Genomic DNA, 24,367 nt, shown 5'->3' with positions numbered 1-24,367 from the left:
TCTCAACTGGAAAAAACAGTACGGCGGCCTGCAAGCTTGTCCGCACGACCTGAAGTGCCTGCAGGAAGAGAACGCCAGGCTGAAGCAGATCGTGGCAGAGCTGACGCTGGAGAACGCGCGCTTGCAAGACGCGCTGGACGACAGGAAAAGCAGGCATCAGCGCTACAGCTCATCGAATTGAAGGCAGCATCATGCGCAGAAAAAATGGCAGCAGCGCGGGACGAACCACGTCAAACACGCATCGCGCTTCAATTAAATGCCATACGGAAATTAACATTGATGGACACAATGGGTTTCAGTATGAAGATTTTTTATTGCCGTAAAAAACCAGTGTAAACGCGCCACATAAATAACCATATTTAACAATCATTTTCTGGACAAAAACGAATTTTGTAGCAGAATGGGTGAATAGTAATTTACCAATAAAAAATTGCGATCCGGCAATGTAAAAAAAGGTAGGTCGCTAGCAGGGAGAATCACATGGATATCGAGTGCGCAAAGACACTTGAAGTGATGGGCAACAACAGCTCAACCAGGCATATAGGGATCATCGTGTTCGAAGGGGTCGTGCTGGCCGACGTAGTTGGCGCGGCAGATGTCTTCGGCATCGGCGACAAGCTGATATCCACGGTATTCCCAGGCACCACGCGCTACACCGTCTCCGTTCTCTCCATCGCCGGCGGCATGATCATGTCGTCAGCGTCGGTGCAGATCATGACCTCATCGCTGGCGTCGTTCTGCAAACATCAATTCGATACGCTGCTCATCGCCAGCGGCACCGGAAACTTCGATGCTTACCGGGATCCCGACCTGATCGCCTGGCTGCGGCAGATGCGCAGCAGCGTGCGCCGCATCGCCGCGATCTGCACCGGCGTATTCGTGATCGGCGCCGCCGGCTTCCTGAACAATCGGCGCGCCACCACGCATTGGGCGCTGCTGGACAAGCTGGCGCGCGAATTCCCGCTGATCAAAATCGACCGCGAAGCGCAGATCAGCGAAGACGATGGAATTTTCACGTCCTGCGATGTCGGCATGGCAGCCGACCTGGCGCTGCGCCTGCTGGAAAACGATCTCGGCCCGGCGGTTGCACAGCGCGTGGCGCAAAGCCTGGTGGTCTGCCAGCGGCGCCGCGACACCCCGCCTGCCAGCCAGGCGGCGACAGCCTGCGATCCGGCCAAGGCCAGCAAGATCCAACGCGCCTCGCGGTGGTTTGTCGAGCACCTGGCGGACCCCATCAGCGTGGTCGACGCCGCCAATTTCGTCTCCATGAGCGAACGTAATTTTGTGCGCCAGTTCAAGCGAGAAACCGGCCAGACTCCGCACGACTTCTTGCGGAACCTGCGCCTGGAAGCGGTACGCCGGCAACTGACCGAAACCGACCTGCCGATCGACAAGATAGCGCGGCGCTGCGGCTTGTTCAGCGGCGAGCATGTCGCCAAGCTGTTCCGCAAGCACATGTGGACTTCACCTACGGAATATCGCAAGGGAATACGACCAAGCTGAAGCAAAGGCCTACGCGCTACTGGACAAACGATGAACACCCCCATCGCTATCGCGCTCCGGCCAGCGCACCCTGCTCTGAAGTCCTTGCCGATCACTTACCTGGCGACCGTCTTCGTGTTGCTGGTGTGCGTCTCGCTGATGTCGGTCGAAGTGTGGCGCAGCTGGAATGCGCGCAACATCGAGCTGCATGAAACCGAAATCGCCACATCCAATCTTGCGCGCGCCTTGTCGCAGCATGCCGACGACACGATCAAGGAAACCGACACCGTGCTGGTCGGCCTGGTCGAGCGGCTGGAAGCGGAAGGCGCCGGCAGCGCCTCGCTGGAACGGCTGCACAAACTGCTGATCCAGCATATCGCCGAATTGCCGCAGCTGAACGACCTGTCGATCTACGATGAAACCGGGTTATGGCTGGCCAACGCGCGCACCGGCCCGGTCCCGGTGGTCAACAATGCCGACCGCCAGTATTTCCGCTACCATCGCAGCCACACCGGACGCGGACCGTATATCGGGCCGCCGATACGCAGCCGCTCCACCGGCGCCTGGATCGTCACCGTCTCACGCCGCTTCAACCATGCCGACGGCAGTTTCGCCGGCCTGGTCCTGGGCACCATCAACATCGATTACTTCAAGAAGTATTACGACAGTTTCGACATCGGCCGCGCCGGCTCTATTTTCCTCAGCCTGAATGACGGCACCATGCTGGTAAGGCGGCCGATGATGGACGATACCATCGGCAAGAACCTGTCCAACTACCCCATCTACCGCGACTACGCATCGAGGAGCGCGGTAGGCACCGCCATGATGAAATCCGGCCAGGACGGCGTCGAGCGGCTGATCGCGTATCGCCATCTGCAGCAATACCCGCTGTTCGTGACCGTCGCGCGTTCCAAGGATGAAGTACTGACCGAGTGGCGCGCCGATGCCTATCTGCACCTGTTCGGCGCCATGCTGCTGACGCTGGCGCTGGGCCTGCTCGGCTGGCGCCTGGTTCACCAGATCCAGTTGCGCCTGCTGGCGGAGGCTGACCTGCTGCGCGTCCAGGAATCGCTGCGGGCCCTCAACCACCACCTGGAGCAGCTGGCCCTGCAAGACAGCCTGACCGGGCTCGCCAACCGCCGCCAGTTCGACAATGCGCTGCGCGACGAATTCAGCCGCGCCATGCGTATCGAGAGTCCGCTGGCGCTGGTGATGATCGATGTCGATTACTTCAAACAATATAACGATATCTACGGACATCTGGCTGGAGACGAATGCCTGCGGCAGATCAGCGAAGTCGTGAAAGCCAGCAAGAACCGCCCTGGGGACCTGGCGGCGCGTTATGGCGGCGAAGAGATGGTGGTGCTGCTGCCCGATACCAATCTGGCTGGCGCGGTTGCCGTGGCGGAAAAGATCCGCGTTGCCATCAGCGACCTGAACATCCGGCATCCCGGCAGCAGTACCGGCGTGGTGACGATCAGCGCCGGTGTCGACGCCTTTGTCCCGGTCCGCGACGGCAATATTCCGTTTGAGCTGATTCAGGCAGCGGACAAGGCGCTGTATGCAGCCAAGTCGGCGGGCCGCAACCTTGTCTGCTCCAGCGCCGACCCGCATTAGACAATAACGATAGGACGCATTCCATCAACATTATCGACGAACTGCATTCTACAAGTCACGCCCTGCCGCGCCGTCCGCGTTCATACACCAGCGAGCCAACGGCTATCAGGCGATATAACTCCTGCTCGGTCAGCTTGTACGACAGCGCCGCAATTTCGCGAGCCAGCATCCCTATCAGAAGATCGTTCCCCGGCACCTGCGCTTGTGGGCTGGCGCAAGCGATCAGATCGACTATTTGTTCGGCTCTCATGATTCCACCTCAGAAGGTTGCTATGTATCCAGCCTTGAATCAAGGAAGCCTGGCGCTGCCAGGGCCTCCTTGGACTACCAGACAACATGGCTCATTTCTTGGCGGTTCCTCCCAGCAATCCGCTCAGCAAACCTGTCACTGGAGCGAGCGGGTCGCTCGCGGCGCCAGTCGCGGTTTTGCCGCCGGTCAGGCCGCTAACCAGGTTGGTGACCGGAGCCAGGGGACTCGCGCCAGCCGAACCGGCTGTACCGCTGACCGCGCCAGTCAAGCCGGCTACCAGGTTGGTGACCGGGGCCAGGGGACTTGCGCCAGTGCCTGCGGCGCCACCGAGAGCTCCTGTCAAGCCGCTAACCAGATTGGTGACCGGAGCCAAGGGGCCGGCGCCGGCACCCGTTGCACCGCCGAGTGCGCCGGTCAAGCCGCTCAGCAAACCGGTCACTGGCGCCAATGGGCCGCTGGCCGAACCGGTTCCGCCACCGGCCGCGCCGGTCAAACCACCCAGCAAGCCGGTCACTGGCGCCAATGGACTGCCGCCGCTGCCGCCTATGCCGCCGAGTGTTCCTGTCAGCACATTATTCAAAGGCTGCAGCAACCCGCCGGCCTGGTTGCCCAGCAGAGGCTGGCCGGTGCCGACCAGGGCATTCGTGCCAAGGCCCGCCACGGTAGCGCCGACGCCGCTGACTACGCCGCCAAGGGTGCTGACCACAGGCACATTAGCCGCAGTCAGCGCACCGCCCAAGCTGGAAACACCGCCGCCCGCCGTCGTCAGCAAGCTGTTTACCGGCTGGTTGAGGCCGGTTGCGTTGCCGACTGTCTGCGTCAAGGTTGTCACCGTGCTGGTCAGCGGCACGATCGCCTGGGTGACGGTCTGGGTGATCTGCTGCACCGGACCGCTAGTCAGGGCCGAGGTCAACGGCGCTCCCAGCCCGGAGACCGCGGCGCCGACCTGCGTCACCAAGCCGCCCAATGGCGTGGTCACGGCGGCGAGAGGCGCCAGCGGCCCGCTGCCCAGTCCGGATACGAGTTGTCCGGCGCTTTGTACTGTATTCCCCACTTGGGTAACCACACCGCCGGTGCTGCCGAGGGTGGTGCCAATGGCGTTCGGATTGGTGCCGAGCTGACCGAGGCCGTTGGTGACGCCGGCGCCCAAGGTAGACACAATGCCGGCGCCGTTGTTGACCACGCCGGCCAGGCCGCCTTTTGCGTCCGTCGAAAGCAACGGCACGTTGTTGATTACGGTATTGCCTATCGTGCCCAGCGCAGCGCCCGTGCCGGATAAGGCTGCGCCGGCATTGGAGAGGAAATTGGCCGAAGCACTTGTTCCACCGCCGCCTGTGCCACCGCCGCCTGTGCCACCGCCGCCTGTGCCACCGCCACCTGTGCCACCGCCGCCTGTGCCGCCACCACCTGTGCCACCACCACCTGTGCCACCACCACCTGTTCCACTGCCGCCTGTGCCACCACCACCTGTTCCACTGCCGCCACCGCCGTCAGTGCCGCCTCCCGTACCGCCACCGCCGCCATCCGTGCCGGCGCCGGCGCCAGAACCGGAACCCAGCGATTTACCGACTTCGCCGCCCCCGCTAGCGCAACCAGCCAGCAAACTGGTCAATAGCAACGATGCGACAATCAAACTGCCCTTTGATGTTTTCATGATGTGTTTCCCCTTTATTGAAAGTTCGAACCGGTTGTCCCTGCTTGTCTATTCCGCAAAGAACATGCCAACCGGGAAACCTCTGGATAAATGGGAAATTCACATCGGCGCTTATGATTAATGCATGCAATAAATCCTTAAAAATCAACGACTAAGATGATTTTCAGCAAAATGCCGACGATGCCGGACTGCAGTCGCCAAACGTCGATTGATACGTTACATGTAACGTAACAGAGAACAGGAAACAGGTACAATCAGTTGCTTTACAAGCATCAATACAAGAGCTTCCCAGGCGCCTGAAAGTCACTGCCGGCCTGGCCCCGGATTGCTACCGGCATTTACCCCGCCAGCACAATTGAGATATCCTCAAGCCTCTAGAAAAAACGGCAACACCGGCGCAATTCAAGCGGCAATGCATGCAAAACACGCAACTAGTTGCGCCGGACAAGGTCAGAAGATGCGTCGCTGGCGCCAACGGCGCCAGCCATTGCCTAACCAAAGCGAGATCGATTGATCAGAGGAATGTCATTGTTGGTCCAGAATACCGAAACATCCAGCCCAAGAAAACGCAACAGAATCAGGAACATCAGCCTTGCGCTGATCTTGCTGGCCACCCTCGCCGCCTGCGGCACGCCGTCCGGCTCCGGCCCGGCGCAACCGAGCGGGCCCGGCTACTACACCGTGCAAAAGGGCGATACGCTATCCAGCATTGCGCGCAAATTCCGCCGCAGCAACAGCGACATCATCGCCTGGAACCGGCTGTCGGATCCCAATGACATCAAGGTAGACCAGGTATTGCGGGTGCTGCCGCAAGGCGCTGCCGCCAGCGCCGCCTCCAGCAGCGGTACCGGCAGCAAAGCCAGCCCGCGCAGCACTGACAGCGCCGACGCCACGCCGGCCGCCAGCGACGAAAAAGATCCGGTCGACTGGGGCTGGCCGGCAAGCGGCCAGTCCAGCAGCGGCTCCGGCCAGGGTAAAAAGGGAATAGACATATTCGGCCAGCTGGGACAGCCGGTGCTGGCCGCCGCTGCCGGCAAGGTCATGTATTCCGGCAGCGGCATCCGCGGCTACGGCAACCTGGTCATCATCAAGCACAACAGCAACCTGCTGTCGGTCTACGCCCATAACAAGACCATCGTCGTCAAGGAAGGGCAGATGGTCAGCAAGGGCCAGAAGATCGCCGAGATGGGAAAATCCGACAGCAGCGCAGTCAAGCTGTATTTCGAAATCCGCCGCCAGGGAAAGCCGGTAGACCCTTCCCGCTTCCTGCCCAGCCGCTAAAGGCCAGGCTGCCGGACAAAAAAAGGGGCGCATGATGCGCCCCTTTTGATCATTCAGGATACCCGCTCAATAGGCTATGTACGGCCCTGTCGTGCCGCTGGCCGACACGCCTTCAAGCGCGGTATAGACCGAACGTCCGAAATAGAACGGCAGTCCCCAGTCGAAAAACGAATTGAACGCCGCGCCGCCGGCAATGTTGTTGAACGCCGTGTTGTTCGGGTTGGCCTGGAACAGCGCATCGGCATTCACGATGCTGAAGTTGACGGTATTGCTGCGGCCGTTCAGGCCGGTATTCACCACGCTCCGGCTCAGCGTGGACGTCGGGCAGTAAAACCCCTGGCTCCTGGTGCAGGCGGGAATCGTCGAATCGGCAAAAAACAGTCCGTTCGAACCACTGTCAAAAAATGCCTGCATGACCTGCCCCTGATATAAAGCGCTCAGGTTGCCGGAACTGTTCAAGGTGTAAATGGCGGCGCTGCCCAGCGCATTATTGGTTTGCGTGCCGATGCCGAAAACCAGCGAACCGGTGACGCCGGACGCGCCGTTGGCGCCGACTGACGGCAGCGTTATTACCGTGCCGTTGTTATCCTGCGGGAAAACCGCGACCGGATTGCCGACTTGCTTGTTGACCGCCAGCGTGGTTGCCGTGCAGCTGTTGCTGCTCGGGCAAGAGTAGTACCAGCCTTCCAGCGCCTGGCTGGCGCATGCCGCGCCGCAATCCTGGATAAAAGTGCTGATGCCGAGCACGCCGTTGGCATGGAACGCCGCCACCGTGTTTTCCGCCACCAGGCCGCCGGAGCAGCCGCTAGGCACCGTCGGGAATGCGCTGTCGCCAATGATGTGCACCGAAATGCCGCTGGCAACCTCGCCGGCGATGCGCAAGTCAGCCTGCTTCACCGAACCCCAGCTATAACCGTCGGCAAAACGCGCGCATTCGGCCAGCGGACTACCGTTGGCGCTGGCCACCGACGGCAGCGTCAGGTTGCCGGCCAGTACCGAGGACATGATGCGCAGGCCGCTCGATCCGGTGTCGACCAGCACATGGTCGATGGTCTGGCATTGCGTACTGCTGCCGGGCTGGCAGATGGTCAGCGAAACATAGGGCGCGTTGACCGATCCGGAGGCGCCCGCGGGACCGTTATCGATTACCAGGGCCTGCACATTCTGGGTCGGCTGCGGCGTAGGCGTCGGCGTGGTGCCGCCGTCGGAGCCGCCGCCACCGCCGCAGGCGAACAGGAACAGAGTGCTGAACAGGCACAGCAGATACGTCAAAAAGCGCATGGTCATCTCCGGTCAGCGAATGTTGTCAGGGGTCACGCCTTGCGGCAGCAAGGCAGGCACGTAAGCGCTGCCGGCAAAGGAACGCATGTGGCCGCCGGAACGCAGCACCAGCTGGTCCGACTGGATCGCGACAGCGCGCCGGCCCTGGTGCGGCTCACTGGCGGCAGCGGCAAACTGGTCGGCATAGCTGCCCAGCAATTGCTGCAGGTTAGGCATGCTCGGCCCCTGCCAGCTGACGGCAAACACCACGTTGTCCGCACCGATATATTCCCGTACCGTGGTGCCCGACGGCTCCACCACTTCGCTGACCGTATAGCCGTTGTAGCTGGTCACGCGGGCGCTGGCGCTGGCCTTGGCGCGCGCAACACTGTCGGCCTGGACGGTGCCGGCGGCCGGACCGGCAGCCGCACCGAGCGCCGCAAACGCCGGCGCGGATTGCGCAAACAGCAACGCGCACATAACAGAAACGGGAAATCTCATGGCTCACCTCTGCTCGATTGACAAATACCTATGGAATCATAACCGATGCTGCCCGGCAATTTGTAAAGATGTTTTAACAACCACATCCGCCATTGCCATTCGTAATGTGCTAGATAAACCGGCCGCATGCAAAGGCCAAGTTCAGCTGCGGCTGAGCAGGCGGTTGCGCACAAAACCGATATGCTCCCGCAATACATAGAACTGATCGGCAAAAGCCAGCGGCATTTTCATCCGGTTCACCGATTCCTCGATATGGTCGAGCCGCTTCAGCAATTGCGCCTGCTGTTCCGGCGTGTCGGAGTCGACCACCGCCGCGCGCTCGAGTGCGATCAAGATACCGTACCAGCGGTAGATGCGCGACTTGATGCGCCAGCCGTAAAGCAGCGGCACCAGCTTGAAACCCGGGATCAGCAGCAGGATGATCGGCAGCACCACCACCAGGGTACGGTCCACCAGGCTGGCCAGCCAGAACGGCAAGGTGCGGTAGAAGAAACCCTTGCCCGATTTATAGTAGCGCGTGGCGTCGTCGCTGATGCGGAACTCATGCGCCAGCGGCGCCGGGAATTCGCCGGCCCGCTGCAGCACGTTGGGGCCGCTGTGCACTTCCTTGGCGGCGTCGATCAGCAAATCGGAAAGCGCCGGATGCAGGTCTTCGCGGGCGATCAGTTCGGCGGTCGGGGCGATCAGGCGGATGTCGCGGCTGGGAATGTTCTGGCCGAGGTCGAACACTCCCTTCGGGATATTCAGCTCGTTCAGGTAGCTGAAACGGCGCGCATAAGCGCCCGCCTGGGCAAAATCGAGAAGACGGATGCCAGGCGTATGCAACAGCTTGCCCATGGTCGGCGGCGAGGCTGAGTCGCCCATCAGGAAAGCGGCGTCGATCTTGCTGTCGGTGAGCGCCTGCGCGGCTTCGTCGCCGCCCATGTCGAGCAGCTCGGTCTTGCCGCCGGCTTCGATGCCGTTCGCTTTCAGCAGCGTCAATGCCAGCACCCGCGAGCCGCTGCCCTGCATGCCGATGGCTACCCGCTTGCCCTCCAGCTCGGACAGCCGGTTGATGCGCTCGCGGCCGCGGTAAAACACCGATACCGGTACATAGGAAATACTGCCCAGCGACACCAGCTGGCTGATCGGCAAGTCGCCCGCCACGCCGCCCTGGACAAAACCGACATCGATGCCGGAATGCGGATCGTCCAGTTTCTTCAGGTTATCCAGCGATCCTTCCGAAGTCACGATCTTCAGGTTGATGCCATTGCGCGCCAGGATTTTCTTGTATTTCTCGGCCGTGTTCCAGAAATTGCTGTGCTCGGGGCCGGTGATCATCGTGATGGTGTTCGGCGGCGCCGGGTGGATCAGCCAGATCGCCAGCCAGATCGCGACCACCACCAGCAAGGCGATCGGACCGAAGCTGATCGCCAGATCACGCCACGAAATTGCAACAAAGCGTGTCTTGATGTTGATCGCGGATTGCTTCAGTTCGGACGGATTGAGTGGAGTAGCCATGGAATTTATTCTATCGTTGAAAGGCATGGAAGTCCGGCTGCATTGCCGAATCTGCCGGCTTGCCTGCATTCGGTTCTGTCGCCATCGCATTTTCCTTGATTGTGCAGCATGATACAGGCCTAGTGTAGTGCTTCGTAAGTAATGGAGCTTTAGAAATGGTGTATTTTCGTGTCAGGCTAGGCGGATGGCCGCCCCGCGCAAACCGGAGCGATAGTGGGACTATCGCGAGGATTTGCAACGACGCATGGCGCGAAAAGACGCAGCCGGCTAGGTGCCGTTTATGAAGTTTCATTATTTGCGAAGCACTACACTACAGCAGCACTTGCAAAAAGCAAATCCGAGGCAGTCAATGCAGGCAGGCTAATGACGGGTTGCCTGCGTCCGATTCCATCATGGAAAGCAAGGTCGGCGTCAGCGATTTGAGCAATTGTACCGAAAGCGCACTGGTGAACTTGTAGCTGGCCGCATAGGGTTCATGGACGTAAGCGGTCATGGTGCCGAAGAAGCGATCGCCGATAAAAAACACGAAAGTGGCGGAACGGTTCACGGCGCGCGAGGAAACCAGCCTGCCGCCGGGCGCGTAGACCTCGAAGCGCTGGTCGCCGGTGCCGGTTTTTCCGCCGACTCCCAGCGGCTTGCCGTTCGGATGGCGTGACGGCAAGCCGCCCTGGAGGCGCTTGGCAGTACCGCCCTCCACCACGTCGATCAGGGAACGGCGCACCACGTCCGTTATTTCTTCGGGCAACAGCCGTTCCGCCGCCGGCCCGCTATTCTCAAAGTGCGTTTCATAAGGCGTGCCCTGCGCCAGCTCCAGCGTTTGCAATTTCCTGAGGGGTAGACGCATGCCTTTATTGACGATAATCCCCATCAATTCCGCCAGCGCCGCAGGCCGGTCGCCCGATGCGCCAACCGCGGTTGCATAAGAAGGGGTAAGGGATTCAAAGGGATAACCGAGTCGCCGCCAGGCGCGACCGATCTCCAGGAACGCTTCCAGCTCCACCATTTGCCGGATACGTTTATCTTGTTTGTTTTTATTGTGGGTCTTGAACAGCCAGGCGTAGACATCCTGGCGCGCATCACGGCTGGCCTCCAGCGTTTGCGTCAGCGTCGCGTCCGGATGCTGGCGCATAAATCCGAGCAGCCACAACTCCAGCGGATGGACGCGTGCGATGTAGCCGCGATCGGCCAGCGAAAATTTATCCGGCCCGTACTGCGTATATAACGCAGCCAACTTGGCCTCCGACAAGCCGTCTTTGGGAAACTGCTCGCGCATGAAGTCAGAAAAATGCTGCAGATCCGCGTCCGGCGCTATGCTGCGGAATATCGTGGCGAGCCGGGCTGGCGCCGGATGGACGTTTTCCAATAGCAGCTCTTGCGATTCCTGGGGTGTCTTGCCGTGGTATTTGCGATAGAAACGAACCATGAACTGACGCCCTTCCTTATCTGCAAAGCGAGACAGTATCTCTTGCCGTTTCGCTGCGTTCTCGCCGTCCAGCGACGCCGAACCGGCGCCAGCCATCTTGAATTTGTAGTGCCGCACGACGTCGCGCATGAGCCGCACAAAAACCAGGTTCACGGATTGCTGGAAACCTTCGCGCACCGTCATCACCTTGTAGTTTTCTTCCGACTCGAAATTCGTGAATGTCTGCACGCCGCCGCCGGTCACGAATGTTTCTCCCGGGCTGCCCGAGTAACGGCGCTCCATGGCCGCTTCCAGCATCGCAGGCAAACCGCTGTCCGGCGCCTGCGCCAGGTAGGCCAGCGCCCACAGGCTCAAGACATCCTCCTTCTCCACCTGCAGCCCGGCGCGCTGCTGCGGCGTCATGCCGGCGTAACGCTGATGCAGGTCGGCGACGATTTCAAGATAGGTAATCAGCGTGCGCAACTTGGCGGTCGATCCCAGGTTGAGCCTGGCGCCTTCGTTGATATCGAAAGGCTGGTCGAAATTATCGGTCTGCACGCGCAACAGATTGGCGCCGCCGCGCTGCTCGAACAGCGTGAAACTGAAAATCAGCTTGTCTGGATCGTCGCCGGGGCTGAGCATGTTATGCCCATACAGTTCCGCCGCTTTAGCGTTAGCCGGCTTCCTGAGCTGGCGCAGCACGGTCGTCACCTCCCGCTGCAGCTCGCCGTTCATGGTGGTCGCCGCGGCGAGGTCGAGACGGTCCAGGTCGTAAAGGTGGTTAACATGCAACAAGCCGGAAAGATGGGTGCGCAACGCAGTTACCGCCTTACGCGTGACAAATGAGATCGGCGGCGCGCTGACGGGTTTTTGCTGCAGGCTCAGCTTGACCGGCAACGCCGCGTCGCGCAGCGCCGCCGGAATGATTCCCGCTGCCGCCAGCAGCCGCAAATGGCTATCGGTCAGCTGCTCCAGGTCGGCAGCGCCTTCCCGCAGGTAATACGATGGCCGGCGTTGCGCGATCATCAGCGAGAGCGCTTGCTTGAATGCCTCTGCCCTGCGCTGTAGCTGATCGGGATTGGCTGCCAGGCCGAGGTTGCCGTCCAGCAGCCGGTTGACCTCCGCGAAATCGCGGCCGTACCAGGCCCACAGGCCGTCGCCCAGGCCATCGATCTCGCCGTAGCCGGGCTTGGCGGCAAGCGGCACCGTGTTCAGGTAATCCACCACGATCTGGCGCCGCGCCGGCAGCGTGTTCTCGCCGCCCAGATAGGCTCTGACCGACGCCGACGCCATCTGCCGCAGTTTTTCCTTTGGCGATGCAGTACGGCCCTCAGGCGAATGACGGTATTTTTCGATTTGCGTAACCAGGGTGCTGGCGCCCGGCGTCTGGTGCGATTTGTCGAGCGCATGCAGACCCTGGTCGAAGACGGCCCTGCCGAAACGGCCCCAGTCGATCGCCGGATTGCGCAGCGGATAGCGGGTAGTGAGCAAATCGCGGTCTTCTATAAAAAGCAGCGTGTCTGCCAGCAGGCGCGGCACCGACTCGAAATCCCCATAGCTGCGTTCGGGAAAACGTTCCGAATACAACGATTGTTCATTGCAGTCCAACAAATCGAGGCCTGCCCGGCTCTTCTCGCCGTAGGCCAGGGAAATGCCTTTGTCCGCGAGTTCCGCAAGCTTTGGCGAGATCCGCGCTTGTTGCGTAATCCGGTAATCGTGCTTGAGCAGATATTGGGTAAAAGCGGGAATCTTGCTATAGCCGAGACGTTCGTCGTAAGGGCCGGATTTAGGAAAACGGATAGCCGCGCTCGCCCCGGGCTCAAGTTTGAATGTCAGTTCGCGGCCAAGTTCGGACAGCCGCCGCGCTTGCCATTGCGATGAGCGCAACTCGTTACCGGCCAGCCGGGCTACAAGCGTCAATAACCCTAACAAACCGGCCAGCAACAGCCACTTGCCCCATTTACGTAGCGTCACTTTTTTTTATGAGTAGGAATGCGACTTGGCGGGAGTGCCTGAATATCAAGATAGTCGCCTTTCCAGCCTGTGTCTAGCGGCGCTTGAAGCGCTGGTCCTGGACCGGGAATTTCAGAATCGCGCCGGCGCTACTCCACAAACAAGGTAGCGGGAAATTCGAGATAGGCGCGCAGCGACTGCACGAACTCGGCAGCGTCCAGGCCGTCGACCACCCGATGGTCGAACGAGGACGACAGATTCATCATCTTGCGCGCCACCACGGCATTGCCGCGTATCACCGGTCTTTCGATAATCCGGTTGACGCCGACAATCGCCACCTCCGGGTGATTGATCACCGGAGTCGACGCCAGGCCGCCCAAGGCGCCCAGGCTGGTGACGGTGATGGTTGAACCGGAGAGTTCCGCCCGCACCGCCCTGCCCGCGCGCGCAGCCTCGGCCAGGCGGGCGATTTCGGCCGCGCTCGACCACGGGTCGCGCGCCTCGGCATGATGCACCACCGGCACCATCAGGCCGGCCGCGGTCTGGGTGGCGATGCCGATATGTACTGCGTCGTAGCGCGTCACCACGCCGGCGTCATCGTCGAAACGGGCGTTGCATTGCGGGTGCTCGCGCAACGCCAGCACCATGGCGCGCATCAGCAGCGGCAACAGGGTCAGGCGCCCGCGTTCGCCGCTCCATCTTGCGTTCAGATGCTGGCGCAGCGCCTCGATTTCGGTGACATCGCACTCCTCAACGTAGGTAAAGTGCGGGATGCGGCGCTTGGATTCCTGCATCTTTTGAGCGATCTTGCGGCGCAAGCCGATGACCGGCATCGCTATTTCGCCATGGCGCTCGGCATAACGGCCATCGCCGGCGCGCGCCGCCGGCAGGCTGCTGCCGAGCGTGACAAAAGCGTCGAGATCTTCATGCGTAATATGGCCGTCGGCGCCGCTGGCTGGCACATCCTGCAACTCGACGCCGAGCTGGCGGGCGCGCCGGCGTACGGCGGGCGACGCGGTCGGCGAGCCGGCGGCCTGCCGTATCGCTTGCACTGCCCCAGGGTCTTGCGCCGGTGGCTTGGGGGCCGGCGCTTCCCTTGGCGGCGCAGCGATCGCCGCAGCCGCTGCCTGCGGCAGGACGGGCGCCGCCGCATGCTCTGCCGGCTCGACCTCAATGCGTATCAGTTCGCCCCCTACCGCCAGCACCTGGCCGGGCTCGCAGCCCAGCGCCGCTATCCTGCCGACAACCGGCGATGGAATCTCGACGGTGGCCTTGTCGGTCATCACATCGGCCAGCACCTGGTCCTCGACCACGCGCTCGCCCACCTTGACGCGCCAGGCCACCAGTTCGACCTCGGCGATCCCTTCGCCGATATCCGGCATTTTGATCACATGGACGCTCATCTTGCCTCCAGCGCGCGTTTGAAGGCAGCCCCGACGCGGGCCGGACCGGGAAAATAAGCCCATTCCTGGGCGTGCGGATAAGGCGTGTCCCAACCGGTGACACGTTCGATCGGCGCCTCCAGATGGTAGAAGCAATGCTCCTGCACCAAGGCAGTCAATTCCGCGCCGAAGCCGCTGGTGCGCGTGGCTTCGTGCACCACCACGCAGCGCCCGGTCTTCTTGACCGAGGCGACGATGGTTTCCAGGTCGAGCGGCCACAGGCTGCGCAAATCGATGATCTCGGCGTCGATGCCGGTCTCGCGCGCGGCGGCAGCCGATACGAACACCATGGTGCCGTAGGTAATCACCGTCAGCTCGGCGCCGGGACGGAATATCGCCGCGGATTCAAGCGGCACGGCGTAATAGCCGTCCGGCACCTCGCCCAGCGGATGCTTGGACCACGGCACCATCGGCTGGTCGTGATGGCCGTCGAACGGACCGTTGTACAGGCGCTTCGGCTCCAGGAAGATTACCGGATCGTCATTTTCGATCGATGCAATCAGCAGGCCCTTGGCGTCATACGGATTGGATGGCATCACCGTGCGCAAGCCGCAGACATGGGTGAACAAGGCTTCCGGGCTCTGGCTGTGGGTCTGGCCGCCATAGATGCCGCCGCCGCAGGGCATGCGGATCGTCATCGATGCCGTGAATTCGCCGGCCGAACGGTAGCGCAGGCGCGCCGCCTCGGAGACGATCTGGTCCGAGGCCGGATAAAAGTAGTCGGCGAACTGGATCTCGATCACCGGCCGCAATCCGTAGGCAGCCATGCCGACGGCTGCGCCGACAATCCCGCCCTCGGAGATCGGCGCATCGAATACGCGCGAAGCGCCGTACTTCGCCTGCAAACCTTCGGTGCAGCGGAACACGCCGCCAAAGAACCCTACGTCCTCGCCGAAGACAACCACGTTGCTGTCGCGCTCGAGCATGATGTCCATCGCCGAACGCAGCGCCTGGATCATCGTCATTGGCGTAGTCGCCTGCGCCATCGCCGGGTCGGCATCTTTCTGCGCGGCCATGGTTACGCCCCCAGTTGGCGGCGCTGCTGCCGCAGATGCTCCGGCATGTCTTTATAGACATCCTCGAACATCGTCGCCGGGTCAGGAATCTGGCCGCTGGCCAGGGTGCCGTAGCGTTCCGCCTCTTTCTGCGCCGCGATCACCTGCGCCTCCAGTTCCTGTTCCGTGTCCTGGTGTTCCTGCTCCGACCACGCGCCGATGCGGATCAGGTGCTGCTTGAGGCGGGCGATCGGATCCCCCAGCGGAAAGTGCGACCAGTCATCGGCCGGCCGGTACTTGGACGGATCGTCGGAGGTCGAATGCGGGCCGGCGCGGTATGTGATCCATTCGATCAAGGTCGGCCCCAGGTTGCAGCGCGCCCGTTCGGCGGCCCAGCGCGAAGCCGCGTACACGGCCAGGAAATCGTTGCCGTCGACGCGCAGCGACGCGATGCCGCAGCCGACGCCGCGCGCGGCGAACGTGGTGCTCTCGCCGCCGGCAAGCGTCTGGAAAGTCGAGATGGCCCACTGGTTGTTGACCACATTGAGAATCACCGGGGCCTGATATACATGCGCGAAAGTGAGCGCGGTATGGAAATCGGATTCGGCGGTGGAGCCGTCGCCGATCCAGGCCGAAGCGATCTTGGTGTCGCCCTTGATCGCCGAAGCCATGGCCCAGCCGACCGCCTGGATAAATTGCGTGGCCAGATTGCCCGAAACGGAGAAAAAGCCTGCGGCGCGCACCGAATACAGCACCGGCAGCTGCCGTCCCTTCATAGGATCGCGCCGGTTCGACAGCAGCTGGCAAATCAGGTCCACCAAAGGAACTTCGCGCGCCATCAGCAGGCTTTGCTGGCGATAGGTGGGGAAACACATATCGCCTTCCTGCAGCGCCATCGCATGCGCCGTGCCTATCGCTTCCTCGCCCAGGCTCTGCATGTAGAAGGACATTTTTTTCTGGCGCTGCGCGATCACCATGCGGGCATCGAAAATCCGCGTTTTCATCATGGCCCGCATCCCGCGGCGCAACAATCGAGGCTCTATTTCTGCAGCCCAAGGGCCGACAGCGTTGCCTTCGTCATCGAGCACCCGCACCAGGGCATAGGCGAGATCGCCGGTGTCGGACGGCAGCACGTCCAGCGGCGGCCGGCGCACCGCGCCGGCCGCCGCCAGATGCAGGTAGGAGAAATCGGTTTCGTGGCCGGGCCGGCCGCTAGGCTCCGGAACATGCAACGTCAGAGGCTTGCACTGGCTCATACCCGCTCCCTCGCGCTTGGTGATGTCCAGTTGAGTTTAGCTCACTTTGGCGCCGGCGTGCGTCAGGGCCGTCAGCATTTTATTTCGCGTCGCGCACAGCCGATGCCGCGCGGCGAACTGCGCGAGCGGTCTATATGAAGCGCGTCGGCGTCCTACATCCGATGGGCGAAGCGTCCTCTTTCCGCCTGGTCCATGAGATCGAGGAACTGCGCTGTCTGCATCTGGATCAGCGCTTCGTGGTCACCTGCCTCGAAATAGATTTCCGGCTGTTGCGCCAGGCTTTCATCGAGATAGGTTTGCATGCCGTAGGCGCTGCAGAGCGGATGGAGCGCCCCTACATCGCAATCCTTGAACATTTCGCGCAGCTCATCTTCGCTGGCCAGCACCAGGTGCCGCCCGGTCTTGTCCCACAGGTCGGACAAATGCAAGTGAAAGGTCGATGGCAGCACCGCAGCCACATAGCCATGTTCGTCTTCCAGGACCACTGTCTTGGCCAAGCGGTCGCCCGGGATATGCGCCGCCTCTGCGGTGCCGGTACTGCTGAGGGTGTGCGGATGATGCAGGATCTTGTAATGGCTGCCTTTGCTGCGCAGGCAATCTTCCAATGTGGCGGAAATCGACATGGCGATCCTCCTCCGGGATGAGGTGGACAGAGAATTATGTGCTATTTGTCTCAATATAGTGCGCTTCCTGTCTTCTGTGAAGGCTCTTATTGGCGCCGCGCGCACCGCACCTGCAGCATGGCGCTGCCTGGCCCCAGCCGATGGCGGCCGGACCGCATCCTGCCGCCTTGTTCAGTGGTGCATCCCGCGGCCATGGAAGCCGGCGCCTGCCGCAACGCTCTGATGCATCATCGAACCGTGGTTAAAGTGGTGGTGATGATGGTCCCGGTCTATGAAGACAAAGTCCGCGCCGAAGCCGAACGGCCCCCAATACCAGGGATCATAATAATAACCATATGGGTAACCGTAGTATGGCCGGTCGGTGTTTTGCATGAATTGCCATGTGCCGTCGCTTTGCTGGCAGGCAACGCCGGTAACCGGTTCGGTCTTGCCGTTGATTTCGGCCTGGGTCGTCAATTTCTGGCAGCTCGGTTTGCCGGCCCCGGCATAGTCCGATCCGCCTTGCGTTCCGCTGCAGGCCGAGAGGGCCAGCAACAGCACTACAAAAGGAATTTCGTTATACATGATGTCGTCCTAAATGAATGCTCGACGTAACGGCGCGTGCAAACCTGGCGCTCCGCAGTATCGGCTTGCTTCCAGCTAACGGATGCCGGAACGGTGCGCAGCCCGGCGCTAAGCCAGCCTGTGATATGTAAACGAAGGGGACGGTGCGGCTATTCCATCGATATGTTCTCTTTTTTGGAAAGAGCCGATCCCTTGGCGCCAAGGTTGTCAGCGCCATGCCTCGGGATGGCCACCCAAGGCGCTGCACACGTCAATCGCCATGGAACGCAGGCGGGCCACCGAGGTTTGTCCGGACAGCGCATATCCCATGCCCTCGCTTACCCAGTAAAAGGTACTGCGCTTACCGTCGTGCAGCAGCCGGAACGCCGTGGCGTCCTTGGCTACGGCGGTGACGTACAAGGTCAATCGCTCACCCTCGCCGTCCTGGTACATGAATTGCGCTGCCGGACCGGCTTCGCCAGGCAGCAAGCGTCCTCCGACCAGCGTGTAGCCGTATTCCTGCAGCGATGGCGCCGCCAGCGGGTGATTGAGGCGCTTCGACAGCCAACTGATCAAATGCGCTTCTTCGGCGGCGGCAACTTCAACCGGATGCCGCTGCTCCGGCGCATAGACCGCGTAGGCGATGTCGGCACGCTTGGCGAACGCCGGCTGCTCGTTGAAAAGATACGGCTTCAGCCAGCCGGACGCCAAGCCGCACAGCAAGCCCGCCGCCAGCCAGCCGCCAGCCGCCCCGGCACTGCGCCACCAAGGCGTCCGGCGCGGCAGGAAAATGCACTGGACATTATCTTGCGGTGTCGCAAACAAGGCTTTTAGCCCGGCATTCTGCGCCCGATAGTCGGCGACGCGTGCGCTGTCCTGCGGATCGCTCGCCAGCCTCTCGGCAACGGCAGCCTGCTCGGGGCCTGAAAGTTCATTGTCGACCCATGCCGACAGCATCTGCAGATGTGCTTCGTCCGGATCCGGCAGCTTGGAGGTGGTCTCTTCGTTCATGGCGTATCTCTCGCTACTTGTTGCTGACTACTTTAAGAGGCGGCCGTTTGCTGCCCGGGTCCTCTTTCAACAAAGAGCGCATGCGTTCACGGGCACGCGACAGGCGCGACATCACCGTGCCGACCGGGACCTCCAGGATGGCAGCAACCTGCTGATAGCTGAGCTCTTCCAGGCCAACCAGCAACAGCACTTCGCGCTGTTCGAGCGGCAGGCAATACAGCGCACGCTGCACGTCAAGCAGGAACAGCCCGTCGATTTCATCGGCCGGCGCCGCCATCGTGCGCCAAGGCGCGCTTTCTTCATCGACGGCGATTTCGCGGCGCTTGCGCAGCTGGTCGATATACAAATGCCTGAGGATGGTCAGCAGCCATGCCCGCACATTGCTTTGCGGTTGCAAGGTATGCCATCGGTTCAGGGCGCGCTCCGCCGTGTCCTGCACCAGGTCGTCGGCCCATGCGGCATCGCCTGTCAGCGCGCGGGCGTAACGCCGCAGCGCCGGCAGCCAGACCACCATGTCGGCCTCAACACTCATAAAGGCATTGCTTCTCTAGCACCCAGGCCAGTCGTCAATACGCGCCGCGTTTGCTCAGGGCTTCGCCGTGTGCCACACGCCGCCCTTGCCGTCGCCGTTGGCATCGCCGGCTTTCTTGTCCATGGCGAAGCGGTACAGCGGATGTCCCTTGTAGGCCCATTGCCGCTTGCCGTCGGCGGCTGTCACAAAACTCCAGTCGGCAGCGGCCTTGTCATAGGAATCCGCCAGCGCCGCCGGCCAATTTGCGGCGCAGCCGCCCTCGCAAGCACTCTTGCCAGCTACCGTATCTTTGTCGAAGGTATACAGCGTGCGGCCTTCGTCATCCACCAGCTTGCCGTTGACAGCCTTGGGCGCTTCGGCCAGGGCGGGTATCGCAAGAGCGGCGCAGCTCAGCAGCAGAAATAGGTTTTTTCGCATGATTCCTCCTCAGGACGATCGTTGGAAAAAAATACAGCTCAGAACCAGCCGGGTAAATGATTGCTGGGATAGCAGTTAAACGTCCGGCATGACGAGTTTATTCCAACTTTCTGCAACCATTTGATACATTATTTTCATTTTGTTGACCATTTACTTTCAGCAACAGGCTGCGTCGTCGCGGAATCGGGTTCTTGCCGGATTTGTGCATGGTTTGCCTGGGGAATCCTGGTCATTGCGTAAAATCCTCTACACTGCCGACATCTAAGCCATCCGATAAAACGATCTTGCATGCACACCGACACTGAAACCATGCCCCCTGCAGTTGCTGCCCTCCCGGCGCTGGAATGCCGCGGACTGCGCAAGTCTTATGGCCATGGCCGGGTGGTGCTGGCGCATCTCGACTTTGCGCTGGCGGCCGGCGAATACGTCGCCATCATGGGCGACTCCGGCGTCGGCAAATCGACCTTGCTCAACCTGATTGCCGGCCTCGACAGCGCCAACAGCGGCACGATACTGATCGACGGCGTCAGCATGTCGAGCCTGGACGACGACGCCGCCACCTTGCTGCGCCGGCAGAAACTCGGTTTCATTTTCCAGGCCTTCCATGTATTGCCGCACCTGACCCTGCAGCAGAACGTCGCCCTGCCCTTGCTGCTCAACGGCGCGCCGCAGGAACGCGCGCTGGAACTGCTGGCGGCGGTCGGCCTGGCAGGCCGCGGCAACGACTTCCCGCGCCAGCTGTCGGGCGGCGAAATGCAAAGGGTCGCGATTGCGCGCGCCCTGGTGCATCGTCCCAAGCTGATCCTGGCCGACGAGCCGACCGGCAACCTGGACCCGGATACCGCGCATGAAGTGCTGGCCCTGCTGCGCCAGGAAATCAAGGCCAACGGCGCTTCCGCCATCATGGTGACCCATTCCGCCGCCGCGGCCGCCAGCGCCGACCGCGTCCTGATCATGGACGCGGACGGCTTGCAGCCGATGGCGCGATGAGCTCGGCCGCCGCGCCTTCCGTCAAAACCGGCAATCCAGTGCGCGCCTCGAATCCCCTGGCGCGCTGGCTGCTGCTGGGCGAATTGCGCGCCCACCCGGTGCGCGCGCTGGTGGCGATTGCCGCCATCGCGCTCGGCGTCGCGCTCGGCTATGCGGTAGACCTGATCAACGGCGCCGCCTTCAACGAATTCTCGGCCGCCGCCAGGAGCTTGTCCGGCCAGTCCGACCTGCAGTTGCGCGGCGTCCAGGGGACCTTCGACGAAGCCGTCTATCCCCAACTGGCAAAACGGCAAGGCGTAGCGATAGCCAGTCCGGTGCTGGAGCTCAACGTCACGCTGCCGGGCAAGGCCGGCGCGCTGAAAGTGCTCGGCATCGACACCTTCCGCGCCGCCCGCATCACGCCCGACCTGATCGGCATGGCCGATCCCGGCCGGCCGTTCGACACACTGGCTGACGACGCCATCTTCCTGTCGCCGGCAGCCCAGCAATGGCTGCAGGTGCAGCCGGGCCAGATGCTGGCGCTGCGCAACGGCACCGCCAGCGTCAGCCTGCGGGTGGCCGGCGGCCTGGCGGGCGCCCGTGCCGGGCAGCGGATCGCGGTGATGGATATCGGCGCCGCCCAATGGCGCTTCGGACGCATCGGCCAGCTGTCGCGCATAGACCTCAAGCTGCAGCCGGGCGTCAACCGCGAAGCATTCAGGCGCGCGCTGCAGGCCGAATCGCCGCCGCACTTGCAGGTATCGGCAAGCCAGGACCAGGAGAGCAGCAACAACAACATGTCGCGCGCCTATCGCATCAACCTGAATGTGCTGGCCCTGGTGGCGCTGTTCACCGGCGCGTTCCTGGTGTTCTCCACCCAGGCGCTGTCGGTGATCCGGCGCCGTCCGCAGTTTGCCCTGCTGCGCGTGCTCGGATGGCGGCGCGCCCAGCTGCTGCGCCAGGTATTGCTGGAAGGCGCTTTGCTGGGCTGCCTCGGGGCGCTGCTTGGACTGGCGCTGGGATATGTGCTGGCGGCCGCCGCCTTGCATTTTTTTGGCGGCGACCTGGGCGGCGGCTATTTTCGCGGCGTGCAGGCGAGCGTACAGTTCGACCTGCCGGCGGCGCTGGTTTTTTTTGCGCTCGGCAGCGGCGTCTCCTTGCTCGGCAGCCTGGCGCCGGCGCTGGAAGCATCGCGGGCGCATCCAGCGGCGGCGCTCAAATCCGGCAGCGAAGAAACCGCGCTGGCGCCGCTGGCGACACCCTGGCCGGCGCTGGCCTGCCTGCTGCTGGGAGCGCTGCTGACGCAGCTGCCGCCGCTGTTCGGCTTGCCTGTGTTTGGTTACATCGCGGTGGCGCTGCTGCTGGTCGGCGGCATCACGCTGATGCCGCGGGTGGCGGCGCTGGCATTCTCTGCGCTGCAAAGATTGAGCCTGGGACGCCGCCATGGCGTCATCACCGCCCTGGTGCTGGCGCGCCTGGCCAATGTGCCGGGGCAAGCCTCGATTGCGCTGGGCGGCGTGCTGTCCAGCTTCAGCCTGATCGTGGCGATGGCGATCATGGTCGCCAGTTTCCGCATATCGGTTGACGACTGGATGCAGCAATTGCTGTCGGCGGACCTGTATGCGCGTTCCGCCGCCAGCGGCGAAACCGGCGCCATGCAGCCTGCCGAACAGCGCTTGCTGGCAGCCGTTCCAGGCGTGGCGCGCGCCGATTTCCTGCGCACCTCGACACTCACGCTGGATCCGGCGCGGCCGCCGGTGATACTGATCGCACGCCGCATCGACGCCGCCGATCCGGCCCGCGCGCTGCCCATCGTCGGCCCGCTGCTGCCGGCCGGCGCGATTGCCGCCGGCAGCTTGCCGATCTGGGTCTCGGAAGCCATGGTCGACCTGTATGGCTATCGCCTGGGACAGCAAGTCACGCTGCCGCTGGCGAACCACCCTTACCGCTTTACGGTGGCCGGCGTCTGGCGCGACTATGCGCGGCAATCGGGAGCAATCCAGCTGCGCCTGGCGGATTACCAGCGATTGAGCGGCGACGCCGACGTCACCGACGCCGCGCTCAGGCTGCAGCGCGATGCCGATCCCGGAACGGTGATCAGCGCGCTGCGCACATTGCCGTTCGGCGCCGCGCTGGAGATTTCCCAGCCGGGCGAAATCCGCGCGCAGACGCTGAAGATTTTCGACCGCAGTTTTGCCGTCACTTATCTGCTGGAAATCGTCGCCATCGTGATCGGCCTGTTTGGCGTGGCCGCCACGTTTTCCGCCCAGACCCTGGCGCGGGCGCGCGAGTTCGGCATGCTGCGCCATGTCGGCGTCACGCGGCGCCAGGTCCTGTCCATGCTGGCGCTGGAAGGCGGTTTGCTGACGGCGCTGGGGATGCTGGTCGGTTTCCTGCTGGGCTGGACCATCAGCCTGATACTGGTGTTCATCGTCAATCCGCAATCGTTCCACTGGACCATGGAGCTGCACATGCCATGGCAGGAACTGGCGGCGGTGGCGCTGTTGCTGCTGCTGTCGGCCGGCGCCACGGCGTTGCTGGCGGGCTTGCGCGCCGTCTCTGTCGACGTGCTGCATTCGGTACGGGAGGATTGGTGATGTTTTTCCGCTGTTGCCGGTTTTGGCTGTTGAGCATGCTGTTGCTGGCGGCGCCGCCGCAATTCGCAGCGCCGCCGCGCTTTGCGCAAGTGACGCCGGAACGGCAGCTGGCGCTGCCGCAGGATAGCGGCGCCCACCCCGATTTCCGCACCGAATGGTGGTACGCCACCGGCTGGCTGGCGACGCCGGACGGCAAGCCGATCGGCTTCCAGGTCACCTTCTTCCGTTCCGCCACCGAGCACGACCGCGCCAATCCGAGCGCCTTCGCGCCTAGCCAGCTGATCATCGCCCATGCGGCGCTGTCGGATCCCAGCCTGGGCAAACTCCTGCATGCGCAAAAAAGCGCGCGCGCCGGTTTCGGCCTGGCCTATGCCAAGGAAGGCAATACCGATGTCGCGGTGGATGACTGGCGCTTGCTGCGCAACGCCGACGGCAGCTACCAGGCCAGCATCGCCGCCGATGAATTCACCCTGGAACTCAGCCTCAAGCCTGGCCAGCCGCCCATGCTGCAAGGCGACCACGGCTATTCGCGCAAGGGACCGCAAGCGGCGCAAGCCAGCTATTACTATAGCGAGCCGCAGCTGCAGGCCAGCGGCAAGCTGGTGCGCGCCGGCCGTGCCCAAGAGGTGAGCGGCAGCGCCTGGCTCGATCACGAATGGTCGACCAGCGTGCTGGATGCCGACGCTGTCGGCTGGGACTGGCTGGGCGCCAACCTGGATGACGGTTCCGCCTTGATGGCGTTCCAGATCCGCAGCCGCGACGGCAGCAAGCTGTGGGCGCACGCCGCGCTACGCGACGCCGCTGGCAAGGTTACCCAGTTCGCGCCCGGGCAGGTCAGCTTCCAGCCGCAGCGCAGCTGGCGCTCGCCGCGCACCGACGCCAGTTATCCGGTGCAGCAGGTGCTGCATGCCGGCGCCGCCGAATGGTCGCTGGCGCCTTTGCAAGACGACCAGGAACTCGATTCGCGGCTGTCGACCGGATCAGTGTATTGGGAAGGCGCGGTGACCGTGAGTCGCGACGGCCGGCGCGCCGGGCGCGGCTACCTGGAATTGACCGGTTATCTCAAGGCATTGAAATTCTAA

20 protein-coding genes and 1 pseudogene are annotated in these 24,367 nt (G+C 62.5%); 7 read left to right on the top strand and 14 right to left on the bottom strand.

Annotation, left to right across the window (positions count from 1 at the left end; genetic code table 11):
* From AC07RZ_RS02600 to AC07RZ_RS02590, 3 genes and pseudogenes are all read left to right on the top strand, one after another.
* Positions 1 to 181 (top strand): annotated as a pseudogene (locus AC07RZ_RS02600) (hypothetical protein); the annotation flags it as partial.
* Between the two features lie 299 nt (positions 182 to 480).
* Positions 481 to 1,503 (top strand): GlxA family transcriptional regulator, encoded by a 1,023-nt coding sequence (locus tag AC07RZ_RS02595; protein WP_494666771.1) that lies wholly within the window; start codon positions 481 to 483, stop codon positions 1,501 to 1,503.
* 30 nt (positions 1,504 to 1,533) lie between these two features.
* On the top strand, positions 1,534 to 3,099 hold the full coding sequence (locus tag AC07RZ_RS02590; protein WP_494666770.1) for a sensor domain-containing diguanylate cyclase: 1,566 nt from the start codon (positions 1,534 to 1,536) through the stop codon (positions 3,097 to 3,099).
* A 55-nt stretch (positions 3,100 to 3,154) separates the two neighbouring features.
* Here AC07RZ_RS02590 and AC07RZ_RS02585 read toward each other — a convergent pair whose 3' ends face one another.
* Together AC07RZ_RS02585 and AC07RZ_RS02580 are read right to left on the bottom strand one after the other, a co-directional pair.
* Positions 3,155 to 3,349 carry a hypothetical protein gene (locus AC07RZ_RS02585; protein WP_092392318.1) on the bottom strand — a complete coding sequence of 65 codons (195 nt, stop codon included), beginning with the start codon at positions 3,347 to 3,349 and terminating at the stop codon, positions 3,155 to 3,157.
* 91 nt (positions 3,350 to 3,440) lie between these two features.
* Entirely contained in the window at positions 3,441 to 5,003 is a 1,563-nt protein-coding gene (locus AC07RZ_RS02580) for a collagen-like triple helix repeat-containing protein (protein WP_494666769.1), read from the bottom strand.
* 510 nt (positions 5,004 to 5,513) lie between these two features.
* Between AC07RZ_RS02580 and AC07RZ_RS02575 the strand changes: the two genes are divergently transcribed.
* Positions 5,514 to 6,284: a peptidoglycan DD-metalloendopeptidase family protein gene (locus tag AC07RZ_RS02575; RefSeq protein ID WP_494666768.1), complete on the top strand. Its 771-nt coding sequence runs from the start codon at positions 5,514 to 5,516 to the stop codon at positions 6,282 to 6,284.
* A gap of 66 nt (positions 6,285 to 6,350) precedes the next feature.
* On the opposite strand, the gene AC07RZ_RS02570 is transcribed toward AC07RZ_RS02575, so the two are convergent.
* From AC07RZ_RS02570 to AC07RZ_RS02515, 12 genes are all read right to left on the bottom strand, one after another.
* Positions 6,351 to 7,565, bottom strand: a complete 1,215-nt coding sequence (locus AC07RZ_RS02570) for a DUF3443 domain-containing protein (protein ID WP_494666767.1) — start codon at positions 7,563 to 7,565, stop codon at positions 6,351 to 6,353.
* A gap of 12 nt (positions 7,566 to 7,577) precedes the next feature.
* Positions 7,578 to 8,045 carry a DUF2844 domain-containing protein gene (locus AC07RZ_RS02565; protein WP_342828038.1) on the bottom strand — a complete coding sequence of 156 codons (468 nt, stop codon included), beginning with the start codon at positions 8,043 to 8,045 and terminating at the stop codon, positions 7,578 to 7,580.
* Positions 8,046 to 8,186: 141 nt separating this feature from the next.
* Positions 8,187 to 9,545: a TAXI family TRAP transporter solute-binding subunit gene (locus AC07RZ_RS02560; RefSeq protein WP_494666766.1), complete on the bottom strand. Its 1,359-nt coding sequence runs from the start codon at positions 9,543 to 9,545 to the stop codon at positions 8,187 to 8,189.
* A gap of 346 nt (positions 9,546 to 9,891) precedes the next feature.
* On the bottom strand, positions 9,892 to 12,921 hold the full coding sequence (locus AC07RZ_RS02555) for a transglycosylase domain-containing protein (RefSeq protein ID WP_494666765.1): 3,030 nt from the start codon (positions 12,919 to 12,921) through the stop codon (positions 9,892 to 9,894).
* Between the two features lie 128 nt (positions 12,922 to 13,049).
* Positions 13,050 to 14,303 carry a dihydrolipoamide acetyltransferase family protein gene (locus AC07RZ_RS02550; protein ID WP_494666764.1) on the bottom strand — a complete coding sequence of 418 codons (1,254 nt, stop codon included), beginning with the start codon at positions 14,301 to 14,303 and terminating at the stop codon, positions 13,050 to 13,052.
* Positions 14,300 to 15,358, bottom strand: a complete 1,059-nt coding sequence (locus AC07RZ_RS02545; RefSeq protein WP_494666763.1) for an alpha-ketoacid dehydrogenase subunit beta — start codon at positions 15,356 to 15,358, stop codon at positions 14,300 to 14,302. The genes AC07RZ_RS02550 and AC07RZ_RS02545 overlap by 4 nt, the downstream gene beginning before the upstream one ends.
* A gap of 2 nt (positions 15,359 to 15,360) precedes the next feature.
* Complete coding sequence (locus AC07RZ_RS02540; RefSeq protein ID WP_494666762.1) at positions 15,361 to 16,593, bottom strand: 3-methyl-2-oxobutanoate dehydrogenase (2-methylpropanoyl-transferring) subunit alpha; 1,233 nt, start codon at positions 16,591 to 16,593, stop codon at positions 15,361 to 15,363.
* A 152-nt stretch (positions 16,594 to 16,745) separates the two neighbouring features.
* Entirely contained in the window at positions 16,746 to 17,216 is a 471-nt protein-coding gene (locus AC07RZ_RS02535; protein ID WP_144736374.1) for an aminoacyl-tRNA deacylase, read from the bottom strand.
* Between the two features lie 171 nt (positions 17,217 to 17,387).
* Positions 17,388 to 17,780 carry a hypothetical protein gene (locus tag AC07RZ_RS02530; protein WP_494666761.1) on the bottom strand — a complete coding sequence of 131 codons (393 nt, stop codon included), beginning with the start codon at positions 17,778 to 17,780 and terminating at the stop codon, positions 17,388 to 17,390.
* 207 nt (positions 17,781 to 17,987) lie between these two features.
* Positions 17,988 to 18,770: an anti-sigma factor family protein gene (locus AC07RZ_RS02525; protein WP_144736370.1), complete on the bottom strand. Its 783-nt coding sequence runs from the start codon at positions 18,768 to 18,770 to the stop codon at positions 17,988 to 17,990.
* Between the two features lie 13 nt (positions 18,771 to 18,783).
* Complete coding sequence (locus tag AC07RZ_RS02520; protein WP_144736368.1) at positions 18,784 to 19,302, bottom strand: sigma-70 family RNA polymerase sigma factor; 519 nt, start codon at positions 19,300 to 19,302, stop codon at positions 18,784 to 18,786.
* Between the two features lie 54 nt (positions 19,303 to 19,356).
* A complete protein-coding gene (locus tag AC07RZ_RS02515; protein ID WP_144736366.1) occupies positions 19,357 to 19,719 on the bottom strand; it encodes a COG4315 family predicted lipoprotein in 363 nt (120 codons plus the stop codon).
* Positions 19,720 to 20,007: 288 nt separating this feature from the next.
* Between AC07RZ_RS02515 and AC07RZ_RS02510 the strand changes: the two genes are divergently transcribed.
* The 3 genes from AC07RZ_RS02510 to AC07RZ_RS02500 are packed head-to-tail and all read left to right on the top strand — an operon-like array spanning position 20,008 to position 24,367.
* A complete protein-coding gene (locus AC07RZ_RS02510; protein ID WP_494666760.1) occupies positions 20,008 to 20,709 on the top strand; it encodes an ABC transporter ATP-binding protein in 702 nt (233 codons plus the stop codon).
* A complete protein-coding gene (locus AC07RZ_RS02505; RefSeq protein ID WP_494666759.1) occupies positions 20,706 to 23,285 on the top strand; it encodes an FtsX-like permease family protein in 2,580 nt (859 codons plus the stop codon). Before AC07RZ_RS02510 ends, AC07RZ_RS02505 begins: the two co-directional genes overlap by 4 nt.
* A 35-nt stretch (positions 23,286 to 23,320) precedes the next feature.
* Positions 23,321 to 24,367 carry a lipocalin-like domain-containing protein gene (locus AC07RZ_RS02500; protein WP_494666783.1) on the top strand — a complete coding sequence of 349 codons (1,047 nt, stop codon included), beginning with the start codon at positions 23,321 to 23,323 and terminating at the stop codon, positions 24,365 to 24,367.

Source organism: Collimonas sp. GW821-FHT07E08 (assembly GCF_059418905.1).
Note: the sequence above shows the minus strand (reverse complement) of the source record. Positions and strands in the feature narration are given on the sequence as shown.

Excerpts from the sequence above, each read along its gene's own strand:
- AC07RZ_RS02595 (WP_494666771.1), top strand. The coding sequence starts at position 481 with ATGGATATCGAGTGCGCAAAGACACTTGAAGTGATGGGCAACAACAGC.
- AC07RZ_RS02535 (WP_144736374.1), bottom strand. The coding sequence starts at position 17,216 with ATGTCGATTTCCGCCACATTGGAAGATTGCCTGCGCAGCAAAGGCAGC.
- AC07RZ_RS02530 (WP_494666761.1), bottom strand. The coding sequence starts at position 17,780 with ATGTATAACGAAATTCCTTTTGTAGTGCTGTTGCTGGCCCTCTCGGCC.
- AC07RZ_RS02505 (WP_494666759.1), top strand. The coding sequence starts at position 20,706 with ATGAGCTCGGCCGCCGCGCCTTCCGTCAAAACCGGCAATCCAGTGCGC.
- AC07RZ_RS02585 (WP_092392318.1), bottom strand. The coding sequence starts at position 3,349 with ATGAGAGCCGAACAAATAGTCGATCTGATCGCTTGCGCCAGCCCACAA.
- AC07RZ_RS02500 (WP_494666783.1), top strand. The coding sequence starts at position 23,321 with ATGCTGTTGCTGGCGGCGCCGCCGCAATTCGCAGCGCCGCCGCGCTTT.
- AC07RZ_RS02510 (WP_494666760.1), top strand. The coding sequence starts at position 20,008 with ATGCACACCGACACTGAAACCATGCCCCCTGCAGTTGCTGCCCTCCCG.
- AC07RZ_RS02560 (WP_494666766.1), bottom strand. The coding sequence starts at position 9,545 with ATGGCTACTCCACTCAATCCGTCCGAACTGAAGCAATCCGCGATCAAC.
- AC07RZ_RS02580 (WP_494666769.1), bottom strand. The coding sequence starts at position 5,003 with ATGAAAACATCAAAGGGCAGTTTGATTGTCGCATCGTTGCTATTGACC.
- AC07RZ_RS02590 (WP_494666770.1), top strand. The coding sequence starts at position 1,534 with ATGAACACCCCCATCGCTATCGCGCTCCGGCCAGCGCACCCTGCTCTG.
- AC07RZ_RS02525 (WP_144736370.1), bottom strand. The coding sequence starts at position 18,770 with ATGAACGAAGAGACCACCTCCAAGCTGCCGGATCCGGACGAAGCACAT.
- AC07RZ_RS02565 (WP_342828038.1), bottom strand. The coding sequence starts at position 8,045 with ATGAGATTTCCCGTTTCTGTTATGTGCGCGTTGCTGTTTGCGCAATCC.
- AC07RZ_RS02570 (WP_494666767.1), bottom strand. The coding sequence starts at position 7,565 with ATGCGCTTTTTGACGTATCTGCTGTGCCTGTTCAGCACTCTGTTCCTG.
- AC07RZ_RS02515 (WP_144736366.1), bottom strand. The coding sequence starts at position 19,719 with ATGCGAAAAAACCTATTTCTGCTGCTGAGCTGCGCCGCTCTTGCGATA.
- AC07RZ_RS02550 (WP_494666764.1), bottom strand. The coding sequence starts at position 14,303 with ATGAGCGTCCATGTGATCAAAATGCCGGATATCGGCGAAGGGATCGCC.
- AC07RZ_RS02520 (WP_144736368.1), bottom strand. The coding sequence starts at position 19,302 with ATGAGTGTTGAGGCCGACATGGTGGTCTGGCTGCCGGCGCTGCGGCGT.
- AC07RZ_RS02540 (WP_494666762.1), bottom strand. The coding sequence starts at position 16,593 with ATGAGCCAGTGCAAGCCTCTGACGTTGCATGTTCCGGAGCCTAGCGGC.
- AC07RZ_RS02545 (WP_494666763.1), bottom strand. The coding sequence starts at position 15,358 with ATGGCCGCGCAGAAAGATGCCGACCCGGCGATGGCGCAGGCGACTACG.